Source organism: Streptococcus pseudopneumoniae ATCC BAA-960 = CCUG 49455 (assembly GCF_002087075.1).
Classification (GTDB): Bacteria; Bacillota; Bacilli; order Lactobacillales; family Streptococcaceae; genus Streptococcus; species Streptococcus pseudopneumoniae.
Genome location: NZ_MWSM01000057.1, coordinates 23270 through 43458 on the forward strand (window position 1 = coordinate 23270; position 20189 = coordinate 43458).

General features: G+C 40.6%; 21 protein-coding genes. 3 read left to right on the forward strand and 18 right to left on the reverse strand.

Annotation, left to right across the window (positions count from 1 at the left end):
• Positions 1-2: 2 nt before the first annotated feature.
• The 16 genes from pstA to hprK all read right to left on the reverse strand — a co-directional run bounded on the left by pstA (position 3) and on the right by hprK (position 16722).
• Positions 3-887: a phosphate ABC transporter permease PstA gene (gene pstA, locus B4W83_RS10595; RefSeq protein ID WP_001201787.1), complete on the reverse strand. Its 885-nt coding sequence runs from the start codon at positions 885-887 to the stop codon at positions 3-5.
• Entirely contained in the window at positions 877-1794 is a 918-nt protein-coding gene (gene pstC, locus B4W83_RS10600; protein ID WP_001070908.1) for a phosphate ABC transporter permease subunit PstC, read from the reverse strand. Before pstC ends, pstA begins: the two co-directional genes overlap by 11 nt.
• Entirely contained in the window at positions 1794-2672 is an 879-nt protein-coding gene (gene pstS, locus B4W83_RS10605) for a phosphate ABC transporter substrate-binding protein PstS (RefSeq protein WP_000746334.1), read from the reverse strand. Before pstS ends, pstC begins: the two co-directional genes overlap by 1 nt.
• A 685-nt stretch (positions 2673-3357) precedes the next feature.
• Positions 3358-4662, reverse strand: coding sequence for an RsmF rRNA methyltransferase first C-terminal domain-containing protein (locus tag B4W83_RS10615; protein ID WP_001160256.1), 1305 nt, complete (start codon positions 4660-4662; stop codon positions 3358-3360).
• Positions 4663-5436: an inositol monophosphatase family protein gene (locus B4W83_RS10620; RefSeq protein ID WP_000444027.1), complete on the reverse strand. Its 774-nt coding sequence runs from the start codon at positions 5434-5436 to the stop codon at positions 4663-4665.
• Complete coding sequence (locus B4W83_RS10625) at positions 5426-5704, reverse strand: UPF0223 family protein (RefSeq protein ID WP_001041980.1); 279 nt, start codon at positions 5702-5704, stop codon at positions 5426-5428. Before B4W83_RS10625 ends, B4W83_RS10620 begins: the two co-directional genes overlap by 11 nt.
• Entirely contained in the window at positions 5704-6105 is a 402-nt protein-coding gene (locus B4W83_RS10630) for a Spx/MgsR family RNA polymerase-binding regulatory protein (RefSeq protein ID WP_000631259.1), read from the reverse strand. Before B4W83_RS10630 ends, B4W83_RS10625 begins: the two co-directional genes overlap by 1 nt.
• Positions 6106-6315: 210 nt before the next feature.
• Entirely contained in the window at positions 6316-6933 is a 618-nt protein-coding gene (locus B4W83_RS10635) for a TIGR01906 family membrane protein (protein WP_000850638.1), read from the reverse strand.
• On the reverse strand, positions 6923-7696 hold the full coding sequence (locus tag B4W83_RS10640; protein ID WP_000875447.1) for a TIGR01457 family HAD-type hydrolase: 774 nt from the start codon (positions 7694-7696) through the stop codon (positions 6923-6925). The genes B4W83_RS10635 and B4W83_RS10640 overlap by 11 nt, the downstream gene beginning before the upstream one ends.
• A 10-nt stretch (positions 7697-7706) precedes the next feature.
• Positions 7707-8444, reverse strand: coding sequence for an acyl-[acyl-carrier-protein] thioesterase (locus B4W83_RS10645; RefSeq protein WP_000524808.1), 738 nt, complete (start codon positions 8442-8444; stop codon positions 7707-7709).
• A 4-nt stretch (positions 8445-8448) separates the two neighbouring features.
• Complete coding sequence (gene hemW / locus B4W83_RS10650) at positions 8449-9579, reverse strand: radical SAM family heme chaperone HemW (RefSeq protein ID WP_001170091.1); 1131 nt, start codon at positions 9577-9579, stop codon at positions 8449-8451.
• A gap of 175 nt (positions 9580-9754) precedes the next feature.
• Entirely contained in the window at positions 9755-13852 is a 4098-nt protein-coding gene (locus B4W83_RS10655; protein WP_000651639.1) for a G5 domain-containing protein, read from the reverse strand.
• 358 nt (positions 13853-14210) lie between these two features.
• Positions 14211-14606: a YtxH domain-containing protein gene (locus B4W83_RS10660; protein ID WP_000517395.1), complete on the reverse strand. Its 396-nt coding sequence runs from the start codon at positions 14604-14606 to the stop codon at positions 14211-14213.
• A gap of 15 nt (positions 14607-14621) precedes the next feature.
• A complete protein-coding gene (locus B4W83_RS10665; protein WP_000895020.1) occupies positions 14622-15005 on the reverse strand; it encodes a DUF948 domain-containing protein in 384 nt (127 codons plus the stop codon).
• The gene (gene lgt / locus B4W83_RS10670) at positions 15006-15794 is read right to left on the reverse strand and encodes a prolipoprotein diacylglyceryl transferase (RefSeq protein WP_000886657.1); all 789 of its coding nucleotides are present in this window, start codon (positions 15792-15794) and stop codon (positions 15006-15008) included.
• Complete coding sequence (gene hprK, locus B4W83_RS10675) at positions 15787-16722, reverse strand: HPr(Ser) kinase/phosphatase (protein WP_000115147.1); 936 nt, start codon at positions 16720-16722, stop codon at positions 15787-15789. Before hprK ends, lgt begins: the two co-directional genes overlap by 8 nt.
• Before the next feature lie 96 nt (positions 16723-16818).
• Here hprK and B4W83_RS13565 point away from each other — a divergent pair, with 96 nt between their 5' ends.
• On the forward strand, positions 16819-17010 hold the full coding sequence (locus tag B4W83_RS13565) for a hypothetical protein (protein ID WP_000693406.1): 192 nt from the start codon (positions 16819-16821) through the stop codon (positions 17008-17010).
• A 39-nt stretch (positions 17011-17049) separates the two neighbouring features.
• Here B4W83_RS13565 and rpsU read toward each other — a convergent pair whose 3' ends face one another.
• Both rpsU and B4W83_RS10690 read right to left on the reverse strand, forming a co-directional pair.
• Positions 17050-17226 (reverse strand): 30S ribosomal protein S21, encoded by a 177-nt coding sequence (rpsU, locus tag B4W83_RS10685; RefSeq protein ID WP_000048054.1) that lies wholly within the window; start codon positions 17224-17226, stop codon positions 17050-17052.
• Positions 17227-17364: 138 nt separating this feature from the next.
• Complete coding sequence (locus B4W83_RS10690; protein WP_000864588.1) at positions 17365-18072, reverse strand: glucosamine-6-phosphate deaminase; 708 nt, start codon at positions 18070-18072, stop codon at positions 17365-17367.
• A gap of 150 nt (positions 18073-18222) precedes the next feature.
• Between B4W83_RS10690 and queA the strand changes: the two genes are divergently transcribed.
• Positions 18223-19251 carry a tRNA preQ1(34) S-adenosylmethionine ribosyltransferase-isomerase QueA gene (gene queA / locus B4W83_RS10695; RefSeq protein ID WP_001090168.1) on the forward strand — a complete coding sequence of 343 codons (1029 nt, stop codon included), beginning with the start codon at positions 18223-18225 and terminating at the stop codon, positions 19249-19251.
• 479 nt (positions 19252-19730) lie between these two features.
• A partial coding sequence (locus tag B4W83_RS10700; protein ID WP_142246449.1) for a transposase family protein occupies positions 19731-20189 on the forward strand: 459 nt, incomplete at its 3' end.

The following is a 20189-nucleotide window of genomic DNA, read 5'->3' on the forward strand; positions in this document are numbered from 1 at the left end:
CTTTAGACAGCGGTTAATTTCTTGTGTAGATAGTTTCCGAACTTACGAGCTCCAAAGTTAAAAATCAGGATAAAGATTAGGAGCACAGCGGCAGAACCTGCTGATACAATAGTTCCATCTGGAATAGTGCCTTCACTATTGACTTTCCAGATATGGACAGCCAAGGTTTCTGCTTGACGGAAGATAGAGATGGGGCTAGTCACACTGAGGATATTCCAGTTAGACCAGTCAAGAGCTGGCGCCGATTGCCCTGCTGTATAAATCAGAGCTGCAGCTTCGCCAAAGATACGACCAGATGCCAAGACGACACCCGTTACAATACCTGGAAGCGCTTCTGGAATAACAACATGAACCACTGTCTCCCAACGAGAAATCCCAAGAGCCAGACCAGCCTCACGTTGGGTATGGTGAACATGTTTCAAACTATCCTCTACATTACGCGTCATCTGAGGCAAGTTAAAGACTGTCAAGGCCAAGGCACCTGAAATGATTGAAAATCCATACTCAAACTGGACTACAAAGATCAAGTAACCAAAGAGACCCACCACCACTGATGGTAAAGAGGACAAGATTTCAATACAAGTCCGCACAAAGTTGGTAACAGGACCTTTTTTAGCATACTCAGCCAAGTAAATCCCAGCTCCCATAGAAAGAGGTACAGAAATAATCAAAGTAATGACCAATAGGAAAAAGGAATTGTAAAGCTGAATGCCAATCCCACCACCTGCTTGAAAAGCAGAAGACCTTCCAGTCAAGAAAGACCAAGAGATATGGGGCAAGCCCCGAACCAAGATATAGAGAATCAAGGAAGCCAAGATTGTCACAATGATGCTAGCAATCGTATAGAGGACAGCTGTTGCAAGTTTATCTAATTTCTTAGCGCGCATAATTTTTCTTTCCTCTTTCTTTCGTAATCAATTTAATCACACTGTTAAAAACTAAACTCATCAAGAGCAGTACCAAGGCCAGTGACCAGAGAACATTATTATTTACAGTTCCCATGACAGTGTTCCCAATTCCCATAGTTAATATAGAAGTTAAAGTTGCAGCTGGTGTGGTCAAGGAAGTTGGGATAACAGCTGAGTTTCCGACAACCATCTGGATAGCTAGAGCCTCACCAAAGGCACGCGCCATCCCAAAGACCACTGCAGTGAAAATACCAGAACGGGCCGCCTTCAAGATCACACGCCAGATAGTCTGCCAGCGAGTGGCTCCCATAGCGAAACTGGCCTCACGATAATAACGAGGAACCGCACGCAAGCTATCCGTTGTCATAAAGGTTACGGTCGGCAAAATCATGACAAAGAGGACGGAAATCCCTGACAAAATCCCAAAACCAGTCCCACCAAAGACACTGCGAACAAAGGGAACGACGACTTGCAAGCCAATAAATCCGTACACTACTGAAGGAATCCCAACCAGGAGTTCAATAGCTGGTTGCAAAATCTTCGCCCCTTTTGGTGATACTTCGGTCATAAAAACTGCTGCACCAATAGCAAAGGGTGTTGCGATAAGGGCTGAGAGAATGGTAACGATAAAGGAACCCAAAATCATAGGAAGGGCACCAAATTCTTTACTAGAAGGATTCCAAGTTCCTCCCAAAAGAAAGTCAAAGATATTCACACCATTGACAAAGAAGGTCGACAAGCCTTTTTGCGCTACGAAAACCAAAATCATGGCCACAAGGATGACTATCAAAGAAAGACAGGCAAAGGTCAAACCTTTTCCTAATTTCTCCAGACGAGAATTCTTTGATGGAAGCAACATTTTCTTAGCTAATTCTTCTTGATTCATTATTGTCTCCCTTCCAACACTGTCACAGTTCCGGCAGCATCTTTTTCAACCTTCATTTCCTTAATCGGAATATACTTCAATCCTTTGACAATCCCTTCTTGGGTCTCATCCGAGAGAACAAAATTGAGAAATTCTGCAGCTAACTCATTGGGCTGCCCCAATGTATACATATGCTCATAAGACCACAAGGGCCAATTATTGCTACTTATATTTTCTGGACTTAAGTCATAACCATTCAACTTCATGCTTTTGACCGAATCATCTATATAGGTAAGAGATAAATAAGAGATAGCTCCTGGACTTTTTGATACGATTGATTTTACCGCTCCATTTGAATCCTGCTCCTGACTTTGCATGGCAGACTGACCTTCCATAATGACAGTATCAAAGGTAGCACGAGAGCCAGAGCCGGCTGCCCGATTGATAACAGAGATGGGTAAGTCCTTACCACCAACCTCTTTCCAATTGGTTACCTCACCTATGAAGATTTGACGAAGTTGCTCTGTCGTTAGGTTATCAACATCAACCTCCTTATTGGCAATCAGAGCCAAGCCAGCTACCGCGACCTTGTGGTCAACAAGAGCAGAAGCATCAATTCCGTCTTTTTCCTCAGCAAATACATCTGAGTTTCCTATATCAACTGCCCCAGACTGAACCTGGGACAAGCCTGTACCAGAACCTCCCCCTTGGACATTGACCGTTTTTCCAACATGGATCGTGCCAAATTCATCTGCCGCTACTTCAACCAAGGGTTGCAAGGCAGTTGAGCCAACAGCCGTTATGGATTCTCCACGATCAATCCAGCTAGCACAGCCTACTAAACAAGCCGTCAGCCAAAAAGCGATAAGAGACAGAGCAAGCTTTTTTCTTTTTTTCACTGTTTTTCTCCTCGAAAATAATTATGAATACTGTGAATTTTTTAAGTAGTTCTTTATGAGTTGACGCATGAATTCTTACCAAATTTCTGCGCAATTGATTATTTATATAATATAGGCTATATTACTCTTTTCTAACCTCCTTTTTTCATATGTGGATAAAATCTCTTGTCTATCCCTTCCCCCATTGTCACCCATTATAGTCATTTCGTGTCTCTTTTTCCCCTTTTTAATGCAAGGAAAAGGTTACTCTCCTTAGATGATAATCCAAAAGCTAGAAAGGTATCTCAAACCTCTCTACTCTCCCAGACTAGTTTACAACTAAAAGGAAAAGATTCTATTTTATGGGAAATCTAGTTTACAAGCGGTAAGAACGCTAATAACTAAACTTCTTGTACTCTTTGAAAATCTCTTCAAACCAGGTCAGCCTTGCCTTGTTATAGGTATGTACCTATTTGGTCAGTCCTATCTACAACTTTAAAGCAATGCTTTGTAACTGACTCCGTCAGTCCTATTTGCAACCTCAAAACAGTATTTTGAGCTATCTATGGCTAGCTTCCTAGTTTGCTCTTTGATTTTCATTGAGTAGTAAAACTACATGTGATGGCAATCAAGATATCAAGAATCATCCTACTAAAAAAATCCATACTTTCACTATAACATAGAATAAGATATTTGACTAGCATTTTCACTTGAATCTGAGGCCTTTTGGAAAATAATTTTTCAAAACATTTCCAGTAACCTTTGCAAAGCCCAAGCCATTGCCTTTAACCAAAACTTGGTACCAACCATTTGGCAGACTTTCTGCCAGCTGAACAGTTTCTCCAGCCACATACTTGACAAACGCTTCTTGGCCAATTTCAACCGATTGTTCGACCTGACTCGGTTTCAAGGCTAGACCAAGAGCAAAACTGGGCTCAAAGCGTTTCTTCTTAAAAGTGCCCAGATGTAGTCCATTGCGAGCAATCTTGAGCTTACCTAAATCTGGCAAGAGTTCTGGTAAGAGATAGAGTTGGTCCCCAAAAGTCTGCAAGATTCCCGGTAGATTGACCTTCAAATGGTTTTGGGCAAATTCTTGCCACAAGGCAACTTGTTCTCGACCAAGATTGCTCTTACTTGCCTTACATTTAGGAGTTGGATTGTTACCCTTAAACTGTAGATGGGCTACAAACTGACCCTCTCCCTTAAACTGATGAGGGTACATCCGAGCCGTTTCTGGCAGGTCAATACCAGCTACCATTCCATTGATATGCTCTACTGGCAACAAATCAAAATCATACTCTTCCAGCAACCACTTAACAATCTCTTCGTTTTCCTCGGGTGCCCAGGTACAGGTTGAATAAACCAGACGACCACCTTCAGCTAGCATGGTTACTGCATCTGCTAAAATTTCTCTTTGCAAGCTAGCACATTGACTCGGATACTCTAAGCTCCAATAGTTCATAGCATCTGGTTGCTTACGAAACATTCCTTCACCAGAGCAAGGGGCATCAAGGACAATGAGGTCAAAATAGCCTTTAAAGACCTTGGCCAAGCGGTCAGCAGATTCATTGGTCACCACAACATTTGTCGCTCCAAAGCGCTCCATGTTTTCTACTAAAATCTTAGCCCGTTTGCTTGAAATTTCATTGGAGACGAGAAGGCCCTCTCCAGCTAGATAGGCTGCTAGTTGAGTTGATTTACCTCCCGGTGCAGCTGCCAAGTCCAAGACCTTCATACCAGGACTGGGCTGGGCTACCTGAGCAACCATCTGAGCAGCAGGTTCTTGCGAATAAACTAAACCAGTAGCATGCTCAGGCGATTTCCCTGAAACCTTCCCATAATGTCCCCAAGGAGTTTGAGGAATGGTATCAGAAAAGGAAAGTTGCGCTTCTTTTAAAGGATTGACCCGAAAGGCCGAAACCGCTTCCTCCTCAAAAGAGGCAAGAAAATCTCTTGCCTCATCTCCTAGTATCTCTTCATATTTTTCAACAAATCCTTCTGGAAATTGCATTTAAGTTCTTTTCCTTTCGTAAATATAGGACTGAATTTCCTCCTGCATCTCAAGAGGTAGCATCATGACCGGTTGTCTGGTTTGAAAATCAAGCGGTTGACCAGATAGGGTCACCACCCGATAGCCCAGACTTTCCCCTAAAATACTAGCCGCAGCATAATCCCATGGTTGCAGATAAGTGACATAGGTCAACAAACGCCCTGACAAAATCTTGGCAAAACTAATGGCCGCACTCCCATAGACACGAACACCGAGGACGGCTCGACTCAAATCAGCTAGTCCCCATTCATTGGTTTCTAGCATACCACTATTTCCTGCAATGAGAAAATCTCCAAGTGGTTTTGGTTTAAAGGGAGCTAGGGGCTTATTATTTCGACAAACTGGAAAGACCCCACCACCGTGGTAACAATCCCCTTTGACCACATCATAAATTAGGCCAAACTGTCCCTGACCATTTTCAAAATAAGCCATCATAACAGCAAAATCTTCCTGCTGGGCTACAAAATTATTGGTCCCATCAATGGGATCAATGACCCAAACCTTGCCCTCTTGAACTGAAGCTCGCAGACACCCTTCTTCAGCACAAATCTTATCCTCAGGATAACGGGACAAAATCTCACCAACCAAGAGTTCCTGAACTTCCTTGTCCAGTCTGGTCACCAAATCTGTTGGAGAGGACTTGGTCTCAACACGCAAGTCTTCCTGCATGTGGTCAAGGATGTACTGACCCGCTTTCTTAATTAGCTCTTTAGCAAATTCAAATTTACTTTCCAAGAGAAATCTTTCCTTCCCCTTTTTCCTTAGCCGCCTGAACTGCTCGGTAAAGCGAATAGCCACTGACTGTTTCAAATTCTCGTCCCAAACGTTTTTCTTCACTCTTTCTTGGCACAACCGCCTTGAATCGCTTATAGGAGTCCAGTAACTTTTTAGCCTCTACCTTGCCTTCATAGGCAGCTTCAACATCATTAAAAAAAGAAAGCACTGAAGCAAGTTCTTCAGTGCTCCACGACAAATCTAGTGGGTAACTATACTGTTTGTTCATTAACTAATACCAGCTCTCATTCTTGCTTCTTTTAGTTCTTGCTTACGGTAACTACGAGGGAGAAAAGCACGAATCTCATCTTCATTAAAACCGATTTGCATGCGCTTGGCATCAATAATAATTGGACGACGCAAAAGACTAGGATACTGCTCAATCAAATGAAGCAATTCCGATACCGAAATACTCTCTACATCAATATTCAATTTTTGAAAAATTTTTGAACGAGTTGAAATGATGTCATCAGTACCATTTTCGGTCAAGGAAAGGATGTGTTGCAATTCTTTTCTTGTTAAAGGACTGGTCATAATATTGTGTTCCACAAAGGGAACCTTATGTTTTTCTAACCAGGCCTTAGCCTTACGACATGATGTACAGCTCGGTGATAGAAATAGTGTAATCATGCTTTTCTCTTCTTATCTATACTTTGCTACTTCTATTATACAAAAAAATAAAGCGCTTGACTAGAGATTTTTAGAAAAAAAGCCTATTTTTTCAAGAAAAATAGACTGTTCGCGAACGATTGCCTTTGTTTGAATTTGATTAATTCCTTCTTAACCATGGTTTCAAACAATATGCATTTTTATATACGTAAATTAAAAACAGCTTTCATTTCACTTCCTACGACTTTTCAGATAAAGATAGCCAAAGAAGCTTTCATATAGGGCAAAAAAGAGGAGGAAGGCATGAAGGAAGAAGGTCTCTGGCAAAATCAGAATCACTGGATCCTTGGCTGGGTCAAAAAGCCAGGTATCATCTCCCACAAAGAGAATTTGATGGAAAAGAGTAAAGAATTGGTCAAAACCAATCAAAACTCCCCCAAGACCAATCAGCAAAGGAAAAACCACTAGGGTCAGGAGCCCTTTACTAAATAAAGATAAAAAGCCCTTTTTTACAATCTTATTGACAAAGAAATAGAAACTTGGAAGTGTCACTAGAGCTACTAGCTGAACCAAGTGAAAGAGGTTCTTGACCACCTCAAAGTGGTGCAGACCAGCTGCTGACGAACGAAAATCTGGCATCTCTAGGACCTGACTAAAAGGATTGGTCAGGTAATTCATCAAGATATGAAAGTTGTACTGAATGGTTTCTGGTTTTAGATAAACTCGATCCGTTAAGTTCAACCACTTGATTTCCAGCGGATAAAAAATCCAAGCCAGATAAATGGTCAGAAGGATAAAAAGAGAGAGGAGAAAGAGCATAGAGCTCCAAAAGGTTAATTTAGTTTTCATCAAAGTTCCACTCCGCAAGGCTAGAAACCACATGAGTCGGTGCGATTGGCAGGTCTGCTACTTCTTCTGCCTTGGTAAAACCTGTCGTCACCAAGAGCGTTGGAATGCCATTGTCAATCCCAGCCCGAATATCAGTCAGATAATTGTCCCCAACCATGATCAACTCTTCACGTTCCAAACCTAAGTGCTCAACCGCCTTGTCCATAATGATGGCATTTGGTTTTCCAATATAAACAGGCTTCACTCGTGTTGCTACTTCAAGCAGGGTAATCAGTGAACCAGCACCAGGCAAAAGACCGCGCTCTGTCGGGATATTGAGGTCAGGATTGGTTCCGATAAAATGAGCTCCCTTTTGGATAGCTAGAGTTGCTGTGGCAAATTTTTCATAGTCGACTTGCCAGTCCAGACCTACTACCACATAGGCAGGATTTTCCTTGTCTTCCACATAGCCAGCCGCCTTGATGGCTTCCTTGAGCCCTGATTCTCCGATAACATAGACAGTCTTTTCCAGTCCCAAGTCATTCATATAGTCGATAGTTGCCAAAGTCGCTGTGTAGACAGTCGATAGAGGCGTATCGATATTAAAATTCTGAGCCAACATTTCTTGAACACTCTCAGGAGTACGGGTTGTATTGTTGGTCACAAAGAGATAGGGGATGTCTCGCTTTTGCAATTCATGGACAAAAGCCTCTCCTGCTGGGATTCTGTCTTTGCCCTTATAAATGGTTCCGTCTAAATCAATTAAATAGCCTTTATATTTCATCTATTTCTCCCTAAGCCTTTTTTATTTCTTGCCAAGTAATAATAGCCTGTGCATTGGTAGCCCCGTCGCTTGTAATTTCATGCTTGCTTTCCAGTCCAGTCCGTTCAACAGACGATATGATTACCCCACCTGGTCGAACTTCCTTGACATACTTGAGGTTGATTTTCTTGGGAATATAGTGGGTCAAAAAATCCGCTCCCATGACCTCAAAAATCCAGTCCAAGTATTTACTGTTATTGACATGACCATTCATATCCAAGTCGTAAAAACGAACATGGTAATCCTTGCTGATCGGCTTTTCCAAGGACTCATACTTCGGTCCACGGATAAGTTTTTTATCAAAATCAGACTGGTAAGGAGCCACAATCTCAGGTTCAACAGCATGGACTTTTCGACTGTCGCGGTCCATGAGAACAAAAGTCGCCATCATGTGGATGAGTTCCTGACCTGCTTCATCATAAATGGTAAAGCGACGGTAGCAAAAGAGCCGATTGTAGCTCAAAGCTTCCGTTTCGATGGTGATTTCTTCCCCAAAACGAGGCAAACGAACCACCTCAATATCGTATTCTGTGATAATCCAGACCAGATTATGATCTTCTAAAATGGCCTTATCACTAACTCCCAGTTCAATCGACTGCATCCCTGAAACTTGTAGGGACAGCAAAATCACATCTGGAAGTTTGATATGACCGTTCATGTCAGCCATATCAAAAGGAATTTTCATGTTCATTTGATAAGTTAAGCCCATCATCCTACTCCAAAATAAATCGTTCTGCTACGGTGTCTCCTAAGAAGAGACCTCTTTTTGTCATGCGAACTCGGTCACCGTCTATTTGCATGAGACCCTGTTGAACCAAGTCTCTGACAATTTCTCCATAAAGTCCATCAAAAGACCGTCCAAATTTTTCCTCAAATCGCGCCATGGAGACTCCTGATTTCTTGCGGAGTCCCAGGAACATTTCTTCTTCCATTTGCTCTTTTTGACTCAGGTACTCCTCTGTGATACGAGCATTGCCTTCCTCAACCGCATTAAGATAATGGCGAATGGGACCATGATTTTTATATCGAATACCATTGACATAACCAGATGCTCCAGCACCGATGCCATAGTATTCAGCATTGTCCCAGTACATAAGATTGTGGCGACTTTCAAAACCAGGTTTGGAGAAATTAGAAATCTCATAATGCTCAAAGCCTGCTCGCTCAAGCTCAGTGATGATGTACTCAAACATCTCCGCTTCCAGTTCCTCCTTAGGCAGAGGCAATTTCCCTCGTCGCATACGGTTCATAAAGACCGTATGATTTTCCAAAATCAAGCTATACAAACTCATGTGGGGAATATCCAGTCCAATGGCCTTAGCCACATTTTCCTGGACCTGCTCCATGGTCTGACCAGGCAGCGCATAAATCAAATCAATGGAGATGTTGTCAAAACCAGCCAATTTCAGGCGGTCGATATTTTCATAAATATCCTTCTCCAAATGACTGCGCCCAATCTTTTTCAGCATCTTGTCGTCAAAGGTCTGCACGCCTAGCGAAACACGATTGACAGCCGAGTTTTTCAAAACAGCAATCTTATCCGCTTCCAAGTCGCCTGGATTGGCTTCAATGGTCAACTCTTCCAAGGCAGACAAGTCCAAGTTTTTAGTCAAGCCCTTCAATAACACCTCCAGTTGCGGAGCTGACAAGGCTGTTGGTGTCCCACCACCAATGTAGAGGGTCCGCAACTTTTGAATATCATAAGAACGAAACTCTTCTAACAGATGCTCTAAATAACTGTCGACTGGCTGATTCTTAATAAAAACTTTTGAAAAATCACAATAATAACAAATCTGGGTACAAAATGGGATGTGCACATAGGCTGACGTTGGTTTTTTCTGCATAGTACTTATTATACCACAAAAGCGAACAATACTTAGAATTCCCTTTAACAAAATCCTAGCATTGTTCGCTTTCTTTATCTAAACATTCTTTTTATTTTATGACGAACACGATTCCCAGAACCAATCTAGTTTGTCTTTACAATACAAAAGAATGAATGTTCATTTGACTAAATTTTTAGTCTTCTTTTTTCTTTCCAAGAGCAAGTCCGAGACCGCCTAGCAGACCAAGAAGTTCTAGAGATGCAAGAGTCGCATTTGATTCTGTTCCTGTATTTGGCAATACATTTTGAGAATCATTTGATTTAGCTCCGTTATCACTATCACTAGCATCTGTAGTATCTTCATGATTTTCATTCGGAGTAACTGCATCTGGAATTGGAGTTGTTGGTGCAGGTGTATCTTGATCAGAACCTCCATTAGTAGCAGGTGTGACTGGAGTTGCTGGAGTGACTTTACCTGGTGTTACCTTAGCTGGTGTTGTTATATTATTAGCAATGTGTTCTGTGATATGACCGTCCTTTGAGTCTACATCATAAGTGGTTGTAGTAACTGTTTTACCTTTAGCTCCTTCAATACGTTCATTAGGTGTGTCAACTTCTCGTTCACCATCTCTAACATATTCAACTTCAGGTTCAATCGGGGTTTCTACTACTTTGTCCTTGGCTGCGACTTTGACGACTGTATTCGTTGGTTCTTTCGTTTTCCCATAAGTTAGCACGGTTGTTGGAGTTATCTTACCTGTTTTTGGATTAACTTCATAGGTAGTGGTCTCAATCACATCACGACCTTCAGAATCTTTAGATTGTTCAACCTTAGTTTTAGCTCCTACTTTAACGATTGTCTTACCTGCTGGGGTGACGACTGGGGTGCCAACGTGTTCTGTGATATGACCGTCCTTTGAATCTACATCGTAAGTGGTTGTAGTAACTGTTTTACCTTTAGCTCCTTCAATACGTTCATTAGGTGTGTCAACTTCTCGTTCACCATCTCTAACATATTCAACTTCAGGTTCAATTGGTGTTTCTACTATTTTGTCCTTGGCTGCGACTTTGACTATTGTTGCTGTTGGATTTACTACTACTGGTTTTCCTACTGTTTCTGTAATAGCGCCTGTAGTAGAATCAACACTATATGTTGTTGTGATAGTACTTGAACCTGCTTGGCCTGCTTCTTCCACATTTGGTTGATTTTTGTCGCGTGTATCATCTTTCACATATTTCTTAGGTGATGAGATTTCTGTTTTTTCTACTTTGTCCTTGGCTGCGACTTTGACGACTGTATTCGTTGGTTCTTTCGTACGAACTGGTTTACCTTCACTTGCTGTAATCTTTCCAGTATTAGTGTCCACAGTGTAAGTTGTTGTGATAGTGTCTTCACCATCTTCACCTTTAACAGTAGTTGGGACTGTACCTTTTTCTTTCGTATCATCTTTTTCGTAAACTACTGGAGATGGTACTACCATCTTCTCAATCGTTAGTTCTTTCCTTGTCCCGTAAGTAGTTACTATTGTAGAAGTTACCTTACCTGTTTTTGGATCAACTTCATAAGTTGTAGTGTTGATAACTTCACGACCTTGGTCATCCTTGCTACTCTCAACCTTAGTTTTAGCTCCAACCTTAACTATTGTTTTACCAGCTGGGGTGACCACTGGCTTACCAACCTGTTCTGTGACTGTTCCATTATTTGGATTAACGTCATACCTTGTAGTCGTTACAGATTTTCCTTTTGCTCCTTTTCTAGGCTTGTCTGGTGTACCAAAGTCACGAGTGTCATCTCTTTCATAAACCACTGTGGGCTCAATTGGCGTTTCTACTACTTGATCCTTAGCCGCGACTTTAACGATTGTTTCTGTTGGATTTACTATTACTGGATTTCCTTCATTTGGAGTAACTTCCCCATTGTCTGGATTTACTGTGTAAGTCGTGGTGGTTGTCTTACTTCCGTCTTTTCCTGGGACAGTAATATTGGCTTGGCCTTTTTCTCGACTAGCATCTTTTTCGTATTTTACTGGAGATGGGATTGTTTCTACGTCTACTTTATCCTTAGCTCCTACTTTTACAACTCTAGCTATTGGTAGAGTTACGACTTCTGATCCCCCTTTTGTTGGAGTTAGGGCTCCATTTACTGGATTTACGCTATAGGTTGTGGTGACTTTAGATTTTCCTGATCTCCCTAGAAATTGAACGGTATCAGTACCTTTTGGACTGTTTTCATCTTTTAAATAAACTGTTTTGGGTTCAACTGAATTATACTCAACTATATCCTTCGCGCCACCTTTATTGACTACTTCTTCCTTCTTAGTCGAAGTAAGGCTGCCAGTTTTTGAGTTTACTGTGTAGCTTGTTGTCTTCTTAACAACGTCGTCTCCTTTTTTAATGTATTCTACTTCATCCTTGGCTGCGACTTTGACAACTGTTTCTATTGCCGGTTGCTTAACTACTGGTTGTCCTACATGTTCAATCAGATCTCCAGTGTTAGGATTTACACTATAAGTTGTTGTTACTGTACTAGTACCTGAAGTACCAGTTGTTGTTACATTAGCTTCACCTTTAGCTCTTGTGGCATCTTTTTCATAACGTACACTTGGCTCAAGTTGGGTAACGACAACTGTAGATTTGGCTCCATCTTTCTTAAACACTTCATCAATTGTATTGTTAGTAATCTGTCCTGTATCGAGATCTTTCATACTCACAGTTATTGACTTAATGATGTCATCTCCGCGTTTACTATATACAACAGTTTCTCCAACTTTTTCTACAGATTTAACTGTTGCAATGTTTTTATCTTGATAACCTGTCCCATCTAAGGAAATTCGTTTCCCAGATATAAACTCTGATCGTCTATTAATCATATCAGCTTCAAAATAAGAACGTGAACTGTGACCTCCACTGGTTCGTCCAACATTTATAACAACATCACTATCATTGCTGACGCCTTTTCTTATCGCCAAATCATTATCAACAATATAATGAGTCATTTTACCAGACTTGGCTATTTTTTTGCTATCTAAACCTTTTTGCCAAAATTCACGACTGGAAAGCAAATTGGTCACAACTTTTGGAGCATTAAAGGTTGTGCCTTTTTTTAATACATTATTATAAACGTTTCTATAAACCAACTGTTCTTTAGGAGACATGACTCTGCTGTCAGAATATGCCAACTGATAAGCTTCAACCATTGCCCGTTGTACTAAATATCCTCCTAAAGAATGACCTGTCAAATAAAGATTAGTAATACTCTTATCTTTAGCTAGTTCATGCATAATATTTTCTGCATCTATCCCTTGTTGAGGATTGCTTCCTAATCCAAGTGTTATATCAGCTCCTATATCTTTCGCATCACTTGTTCCACGAAAGGCTAATACTTGTGCAGTTCCATTTGGTAAATATAAGAAATCACTCTTCGTTTCATACAAGACAGCATCTAGTCCACTGGAGGTATGGTAACTTTTCTTCCTTTCCCAATAAGGCCCCAATTCCTTATTCATCATCATATACTCATAACGTGGTTTACTGTCACCATTCTTTTTATATAACTCTGACTCTGTTAAGGGTCTCTTATGATCCAGCACTCTATCAATATAATTATCATCACGGTAGGATAATTCCATGAACATAATCATATCGCGCTCACTTACATTCCATTTTAATTTTTCATCTGGCTTTTCTTTACTGTCAATAATACCATCACCATCAGTATCTTCTAATAAGGGATGACTATTATAACCTACATACTTTTTCCCACCTTTTTCATAAATATAAAGTTCTTCTTTATCCTTCAAGTAATCATCATCTGTATAGGCTTCTGGACTTAACTTAGAGCCGTTTAACAATAAACTATCAAGCTTATTACCTTCTGAACCGATTACTCCTGCTTTTATTTGCTTAGCATACTCATCAGTTAATTCATACTTTTTAACCTCGGAAGGATTTGATGCTGCTCTCACCGCTGGAGTGCTTGATCTGTCTTCACCCGCCACGAAATCCCTTGTGGTCAAGCTATTATTTTCCTTATTCCCAGATCTGACGGGTTCTGTAGTCCTTGTAGATCCTATTGGAACATCTCTGGTATCTAACTCAGAAGAAGGATTATTTTGATTATCTAGTATAGGTTGAACTTCTTCTCTTTTATCCACAGAAGATGGAGAATTTTCCGTAGAAGCAAGTACTCCCTGGGATGGTGTAAACAAAGCAATGCCTATTAATACAGAAGCCACTCCAACAGAAAACTTTCGAATCGAAAAACATTGACGTTTATTAAAAATATCTTTCATTTTACCAACTTTCTTTCTAGCTATTTTTTACAAAATAGAGAGTTCTACTATTTTCCCTTGACAAAATACTAAACCCTTTCTTGACTAAAATTTTAGAACTTTTCCTCTGCTTGATTATAAACTACCACATTGATTTCTAATCATAAAAAAATGAATTGCTTAATATTAATAAAATATCAGTACAATATAAAAAATGTAAATATTTCACTTTCAACACTGCCATTATACCATAATACTCAATGAAAATCAAAAAACGCATAATATCAGGCCTTGAAAAACCTTGATACTATGCGTTTGATTATGGGAAGATCTACTTCATTTTCTCCTAGAATTGAGTTTTTGCCCAGTCTCATCAAATCTAGATTTTTTCTTCTTTGATATCAATCACAATCTCTTCTGATTCATCAAGAATTTCGGCCTTTTCTTGCCATTGCTCTTTGAGATTATTGAATCGATATTTTGATACTTCTGTCGCTTGACGAGCACATGATTTGGCTTGAGCAAGGACGCTGTCCACAGTGATTTCACCCGACTCAACCTGTTCTTTGGTTTTAAGAACAAAATCTGTAGCCTGCTCCTTGACTTCTGTCAGTTTTTCACAGACCTGCTCCTTGGCATACTCTGGATTTTCTCTCAAATCATCCAGAAAATCTTGAGCCTGACTGCAAACTTGTTTGCCCTTGTCGCTTGTTAAAAACAAGGCAAGAGCTGCACCTGAAACGGTTCCTAAAAGGATTGAGGATAATTTACCCATAAGGATTCTCCTTTTTTATTTTTTTAAAAATTTACTTGCAAGACGAAGAGCTGATAAACTTGCCCCAGTCTTGAGTGTTTTTGAACCAGCTGATGAAGCTTTCTTGCTCAAGACACGCGCATGGTCATTGAGGTCTGAAACAGATAGAGATAAATCTGCAACAGCACTAAAGAGTGGATCAATCGTTGCCACCTTGACATTAATATCATCTGCCAAGACATTGATCTTAGACAGCAATTCATTGGTATGATGCAAGGTCACATCCACATCTGAAGTCAAGGTTTTAATCGTCTTCTCTGTTTCATCGATAACACGGCCAAGCTTTTGTACAGTAATGATTAGATACACTAAAAATACAATCAAAGCAAGGGCAACAAAAATATATGCAACTTCTAACATTTAGTTTTCCTCCTCTGTAACATAGTAAGGGGCCTTCTTTCGATTTTGATATAGAATGATAAAAATACCCAGTCCGATAAGGACAACTGATAGCCATTGAGACACTCGAAGGCCAAAGAACATGAGACTATCTGTTCGCATGCCTTCGATGACCATACGACCGAAACCATACCAAATCAAGTAAAAGGCCGTGATATGACCTCGTCTGAGACTTTTCCATTTTCGTCTAAAAATCAGAATCAAGGCAAATCCAAGTAGATTCCATAGGGACTCATAAAGAAAGGTCGGCTGACGGTAGCTCCCCTCAATATACATCTGGTCACGAATAAAGACAGGTAGATAATCCAAATTATCCACTGCTGCACCATAAGCTTCTTGGTTAAAGAAATTGCCCCAGCGACCCAAACTTTGGGCAATCATGACGCTAGGCGCCGCAATATCTAGAAAATCCCAAGTGTTAATGAGTTTACGATCAGCAAAGATATAGAGTACAAGTGCCCCAGTTATCAAACCACCGTAAATGGCCAAACCACCATTCCAAATGGCAAAAATCTCTCCCAAATTCTGACTATAATAATCAAAACGGAAAATGACATAGTAGAGACGAGCTCCTAAAATAGCCAAGGGAAAGGCTATCAAGATAAAATCTAAAATATCGTCTGGTATGATCTTCTTTCTAGGCGCTTCTTTCATGGTCAAATAAACCGCAAGAATCAAACCTGTAACAATACACAAGGCATACCAACGAATGGCTAGAGGGCCTAGTTGAATAGCAATTGGATCAAGCATTAGGCACCTCATTTCGAGCGATGAGACTTGTCAGTCGTTCTTCGAACAAACGGGTCGCATCAAAGCCCATTTCCTTGGCACGATAATTCATGGCAGCTGCCTCAATCACGACAGAAATATTACGACCTGTTTTAACTGGAATGCGGATACGAGGAATGGCTACGCCAGAAATTTCTATTTCCTCTGCATTGTTTCCAAGACGATCAAAAGTCTTATGTGTATCATAGTTTTCCAAATAGACAGCAAGTTGAACCTGTGAAGAATCCTTGACGGCACTGGCACCGTAGAGGCTCATGACATCGATAATCCCAACCCCACGAATTTCAATCAGGTGTCTCAAGATTTCAGCCGGTTCACCCCAAAGAGTAATCTCATCCTTGGCAAAGATATCGACCCGGTCATCAGCTACCAAGCGGTGACCACGTTTGACAAGTTCCAGACCTGTCTCACTCTTACCAATTCCACTATCTCCCTGAATCAAGACGCCCATCCCATAGATATCCATCAAAACCCCATGAACACTGGTACGTTCTGCCAAACGAGAATCCAGATAGCTAGATAACTCTCCAGATAAACGACTTGTCGCTGTACGGCTGGTTAAAATAGCAATCTTACATTCTCTGGCTGCTTTTAACATCTCCTCTGGAACCACCAAACCACGGGCAACAATGACCGCTGGTGTCTCAGGTAGAAACATTTTTTTCAAAACTTCATAACGGCTGTTGGAAGGCATGCTGATCAGATAAGACCACTCCTTCATCCCCAAAAGTTGAATCCGCTCTGGCGTGTAGTAGTCAAAATAACCTGTCATTTCAAGACCAGGTCGCGTAATATCTGCTGTATTGATTTCCTTTTCAAGCAATTCTGGTTCGCCATAGACAATGTCTAGTCTAAGCTTTTCAATCACTTCTTTTACTAAAACCGACATCATTTCCTCCTTCAATCGAGTTCTTCTCTCTATTATATCAAATTGTAGGAGGAAGTTTCAGATTTTTGCAGGCTTTGGAGTATTTATTTATACTCAATGAAAATCAAAGAGCAAACTAGGAAACTAGCCACAGGCTGCTCAAAACACCGTTTTGAGGTTGTAGATGGAACTGACGAAGTCAGCTCAAAGCACTGCTTTGAGGTTGTAGATGAAACTGACGAAGTCAGTAACCATATCTACGGCAAGGAGACGTTGACGTGGTTTGAAGAGATTTTCGAAGAGTATTAAAAGAAAAAGGACTAGATTTCTCCAGCCTTTCATTTCAAATTAGAATTTTTTACGTTTACGAGCTGCTTCTGATTTACGTTTACGTTTTACAGAAGGTTTTTCATAGAATTCACGTTTGCGTGTTTCTTGAAGAGTACCAGCTTTAGTAACCGCACGTTTGAAACGACGAAGTGCGTCGTCAAGAGATTCATTCTTACGTACTACTGTTTTAGACATTTTTTTCACTCCCTTCAAGTTCAATATCTATTTTATTCTACACGTAAAAGGAATAATTGTCAAGCAAAAATGCGGTTTAATTTTGATTTTTTCTTACATTTATACAAGAGTTGAAAGCGTTCAATAGAACATTGCTTTTTATTTTTCAAGTAAGCTAAGCGCTTCAGCATCCGCAATAATGGTCACATCAGGGTGATTTTGGAGACTACTTGCAGGTAGATTCTCAGTCACTGGGCCAGACACTGTTCCGGCAATGGCTTCTGCTTTCGACTCACCGTAGGCAAAGAGAAGGATTGACTTGGCATCCAAGATGTTCTTAATCCCCATTGAAATAGCTTGGGTTGGGACGTCTTCAATCTTGTCAAAAAAGCGCGCATTGGCTTCAATAGTAGACTGGTCAAGTTCTACTAGATGCGTTTGACTGTCAAATGGAGTACCAGGCTCATTAAAGCCGATATGCCCATTGCGACCGATTCCCAAGATTTGCAGGTCAACTGGATGGTCAGCCAAAATTTGGTTGTAGCGTTCAACTTCAGCTTCAGCATGATCCTTAACACCACGAGGCAAGAAACTTTCTTTAAATGGTTTTTGGTTGAACAAGTTTTCTTGCATGAAGTGACGGTAAGACTGTGGATTGTCGCCATCAAGGCCTACATACTCATCAAGGTTGACACTGGTTAGATTTGAAAAATCGAGGTCACTTTCAACAATTTCCTTATAAAATTCAAGTGGACTACTTCCTGTCGCAAGCCCTAAGGTTTGAGCGCCATTGGCTAATTTTTCCTTCAAAATCTCAAAAGCAACTTTTCCACCTTCGATTTGGTTTTCAACTTTAATAACTTTCATCTTTTCATCCTCCATTTCTATCTATTTTTATTATATGGTATAGACCAATTTTTGTCAAGTGAAAACGATTTAATTTCTAAAAAAAGAGCGTCTATACTTGAAACATGTTATAATGGATAGGATTAGAACTTAGAAAGAATGAACAGATATATGAATACAGCTGATTTTGACTTCCACTTACCTGAGGAATTGATTGCCCAAACACCCCTTGAAAAACGAGATGCCTCTAAACTCCTCATCGTCAACCGTGAGACAGGAAAAATGCAGGACAAACACTTCCACTCCATTATTGATATGCTGGAACCTGGTGATGCCCTCGTTATGAACGACACCCGCGTTCTCCCTGCCCGCCTCTATGGTCAAAAGGAAGAAACTGGAGGCCATGTGGAACTTCTCCTGCTCAAAAATACTGCTGGAGATGAGTGGGAAGTTCTGGCTAAACCTGCCAAACGCCTCAAGGTCGGTACTCGTATCAGCTTTGGTGATGGTCGCCTCAGCGCTGTCATTACAGAAGAATTGACCCACGGAGGCCGCATTGTCCGCTTCGAATACCACGGAATTTTCCTAGAAGTTTTGGAAAGTCTGGGTGAAATGCCGCTGCCACCTTATATCCACGAAAAACTGGATGACCGTGAACGCTATCAAACAGTTTACGCCAAGGAAAGCGGCTCAGCTGCTGCACCAACTGCTGGACTTCACTTCACCAAAGAACTGCTAGCAGAAATCCAAGCTAAGGGTGTTCATCTAGTCTATCTGACTCTTCATGTCGGACTCGGAACCTTTAGACCCGTTTCTGTGGACAATCTAGACGAACACGAAATGCACTCAGAGTTCTATCAACTTTCTGAGGAAGCAGCTGCAACTCTCCGCTCTGTTAAGGAAAATGGTGGTCGTGTCATCGCTGTCGGAACCACTTCTATCCGCACCTTGGAAACTATTGGTTCCAAGTTTGAGGGGCAAATCCAAGCAGATTCTGGTTGGACCAATATCTTTATCAAACCTGGGTATGAGTGGAAGGTCGTGGATGCCTTCTCAACCAACTTCCACCTGCCAAAATCAACTCTGGTCATGTTGGTTTCTGCCTTTGCAGGCCGTGAATTAGTCTTAGATGCCTACCACCATGCCATCCAAGAACACTACCGCTTCTTCAGTTTTGGTGACGCCATGTTTATTTATTGAGAAAGAATTTCTCTAAATCTTCTAATACCAATAAATCGCTAAGATATTATTTCAAAGAACATCTACAATTGAAACTCTGGCTAACTGTAGAAGACGCCTAGTACATTAAAATTAAAATGTTTCCCCCTAGCTGCGAAAATATTGCCATAGATTGCGTTGACTCTCCAAATCGATTCATCTATATTTTATTTCAGCTTCCTATATTTTCTTCGCTGTTTGTAAATCAAAATACAAGATACATGAGTAGCACCATATTTGTTACTCTTATCTGTCCTCTCAAGAGACTATTATGAGTGGTTTCAGAATCATTCACTACTTTGACCCTGACTCTCCTTAGTCTCAAAATCAAAGACTTATGGCTCTATAATATTTGTAGTGGGTAAATCCCCTATAGATATTATGGAGCCTATTTTGTGTAGAAAAAAGTCCCATATGACCTATAATGAAAAGCGACAAAATAACTCATTAGAAAGAATCATATGGAACAATTACATTTTATCACAAAACTACTCGATATCAAAGACCCTAATATCCAGATTCTAGACATCATCAATAAGGATACACACAAGGAAATCATCGCCAAACTGGACTACGACGCCCCATCTTGCCCTGAGTGCGGAAGTCAAATGAAGAAATATGACTTTCAAAAACCGTCGAAAATTCCTTACCTCGAAACGACTGGTATGCCTACTAGAATTCTCCTTAGAAAGCGTCGATTCAAATGCTATCACTGTTCAAAAATGATGGTCGCTGAAACTTCTATCGTCAAGAAGAATCACCAAATCCCTCGTATCATCAATCAAAAAATTGCTCAAAAGTTAATTGAAAAGATTTCTATGACTGATATTGACCATCAGCTTTCCATCTCAACTTCAACTGTCATTCGAAAGCTCAATGACTTCCACTTTGAGTGTAATGTTAGAAATCTGCCTAAGATT

Bases quoted from the DNA above. Each gene is read 5' to 3' on its own strand.
- B4W83_RS10630 (WP_000631259.1), bottom strand. From the start codon at position 6,105: ATGATTACACTATTTCTATCACCGAGCTGTACATCATGTCGTAAGGCT.
- B4W83_RS13565 (WP_000693406.1), top strand. From the start codon at position 16,819: ATGAAAATCAAAGAGCAAACTAGGAAACTAGCCACAGGCTGCTCAAAA.
- B4W83_RS10635 (WP_000850638.1), bottom strand. From the start codon at position 6,933: ATGAAAACTAAATTAACCTTTTGGAGCTCTATGCTCTTTCTCCTCTCT.
- B4W83_RS10615 (WP_001160256.1), bottom strand. From the start codon at position 4,662: ATGCAATTTCCAGAAGGATTTGTTGAAAAATATGAAGAGATACTAGGA.
- pstA (WP_001201787.1), bottom strand. From the start codon at position 887: ATGCGCGCTAAGAAATTAGATAAACTTGCAACAGCTGTCCTCTATACG.
- B4W83_RS10660 (WP_000517395.1), bottom strand. From the start codon at position 14,606: ATGGGTAAATTATCCTCAATCCTTTTAGGAACCGTTTCAGGTGCAGCT.
- B4W83_RS10690 (WP_000864588.1), bottom strand. From the start codon at position 18,072: ATGAAAGTTATTAAAGTTGAAAACCAAATCGAAGGTGGAAAAGTTGCT.
- lgt (WP_000886657.1), bottom strand. From the start codon at position 15,794: ATGCTTGATCCAATTGCTATTCAACTAGGCCCTCTAGCCATTCGTTGG.
- B4W83_RS10645 (WP_000524808.1), bottom strand. From the start codon at position 8,444: ATGGGCTTAACTTATCAAATGAACATGAAAATTCCTTTTGATATGGCT.
- queA (WP_001090168.1), top strand. From the start codon at position 18,223: ATGAATACAGCTGATTTTGACTTCCACTTACCTGAGGAATTGATTGCC.
- pstC (WP_001070908.1), bottom strand. From the start codon at position 1,794: ATGAATCAAGAAGAATTAGCTAAGAAAATGTTGCTTCCATCAAAGAAT.
- B4W83_RS10625 (WP_001041980.1), bottom strand. From the start codon at position 5,704: ATGAACAAACAGTATAGTTACCCACTAGATTTGTCGTGGAGCACTGAA.
- hemW (WP_001170091.1), bottom strand. From the start codon at position 9,579: ATGCAGAAAAAACCAACGTCAGCCTATGTGCACATCCCATTTTGTACC.
- rpsU (WP_000048054.1), bottom strand. From the start codon at position 17,226: ATGTCTAAAACAGTAGTACGTAAGAATGAATCTCTTGACGACGCACTT.
- hprK (WP_000115147.1), bottom strand. From the start codon at position 16,722: ATGTCGGTTTTAGTAAAAGAAGTGATTGAAAAGCTTAGACTAGACATT.
- B4W83_RS10640 (WP_000875447.1), bottom strand. From the start codon at position 7,696: ATGAAATATAAAGGCTATTTAATTGATTTAGACGGAACCATTTATAAG.
- B4W83_RS10655 (WP_000651639.1), bottom strand. From the start codon at position 13,852: ATGAAAGATATTTTTAATAAACGTCAATGTTTTTCGATTCGAAAGTTT.
- B4W83_RS10665 (WP_000895020.1), bottom strand. From the start codon at position 15,005: ATGTTAGAAGTTGCATATATTTTTGTTGCCCTTGCTTTGATTGTATTT.